Genomic DNA, 1,002 nt, shown 5'->3' with positions numbered 1-1,002 from the left:
CCGAGAAGGCACAGGTAAAGGAGGAACAGGAGACAGTACATGAGTGAGCAAATGGATTTGATGAAACGATTATTAAGTATGGAGCCAACAGATATATCTAAAGACGATATCTTGATTCATTACTTAAACAAAGCCAAGGGTAATATTCTAGGCTATTGTAATGTGGCAACACTCCCTGTGGAATACGATCATGTTATGGTCGATTATGCTGTGTATCTCTATAAAAATAGGGATTCGGTTGGACTTATAACTAAGCAGGAAGGTGAACGCTCAGCTACCTATGAAATAGGCATTCCGGAAAGTATTCGACTTACTCTTCCTCTGCCTAAAATCAAGGTCGGAACAGATTAATGTTCTACGATACGAAGCTGGAAATTTTAGATGCTACTCATTTCAACCCTGTTCTGTCAGTGATGGCAGATGTACAACCTTATCGCAAAAGCTTTTCATTTGAAGATAGTTACACCTTGGAGACAATATATCGAGCTTTCTGTCCACTGGAATCCTTATTGCAATTAAACGGCTATGTCCAATTTGCTAAGGATGTCTTTATTATTTTGGATATGAAGGAATGGAATGATTATGTGGAGTTGTACCTGTATCGCTGCAAGCCAGATTTTGGTTTGGAGGTGGAGGAGTGACAAGGAGCTTAGAGCCGATGATGGATTTCTTTCTTCGAGAAAAAGGTGAGCTTGTACATATCAACGGTGTAAGACAGCTTGCTCTGATCCGGGATGCGACAAATACCATTCAAATGACTGATGAAAAAATCATTCGGGCAGCGACACCCTTACATACAGGAGATATCGTAGACTATCGCTATGAACGATATTTAATTACCAGTCAGGTGGATCAAAATGAAAAGTCTTGTCGAGGCAGGATGCGAAAATGTAATCAATGGTTGGCTTTAAACTGGAATGGACAGGTGAAATGGTTTGATTCTGTGGTAGAAGCCAGAACGTTTTCAACGGAAACAGGTAAAGTTATCTCCATGCCAGAGGG

At 40.5% G+C, this 1,002-nt stretch carries 2 protein-coding genes and 1 pseudogene; all 3 read left to right on the top strand.

Features of this window, described 5'->3' with window-relative positions; genetic code table 11:
* The first annotated feature begins 39 nt into the window (after positions 1-39).
* The gene (locus L696_RS0106160; protein ID WP_025682869.1) at positions 40-351 is read left to right on the top strand and encodes a phage head-tail connector protein; all 312 of its coding nucleotides are present in this window, start codon (positions 40-42) and stop codon (positions 349-351) included.
* Positions 351-641, top strand: a complete 291-nt coding sequence (locus tag L696_RS0106155) for a hypothetical protein (RefSeq protein WP_025682868.1) — start codon at positions 351-353, stop codon at positions 639-641. The genes L696_RS0106160 and L696_RS0106155 overlap by 1 nt, the downstream gene beginning before the upstream one ends.
* Positions 638-1,002: pseudogene (locus L696_RS28280) on the top strand (hypothetical protein); the annotation flags it as partial. The gene L696_RS0106155 and the pseudogene L696_RS28280, both read left to right, overlap by 4 nt.

The sequence above is a fragment of the Paenibacillus maysiensis genome, from assembly GCF_000520815.1.
GTDB classification, from domain to species: domain Bacteria; phylum Bacillota; class Bacilli; order Paenibacillales; family Paenibacillaceae; genus Paenibacillus; species Paenibacillus maysiensis.
The sequence above is the reverse complement of the archived record's forward strand: the minus strand, read 5'-3'. Positions and strand labels throughout refer to the sequence as shown.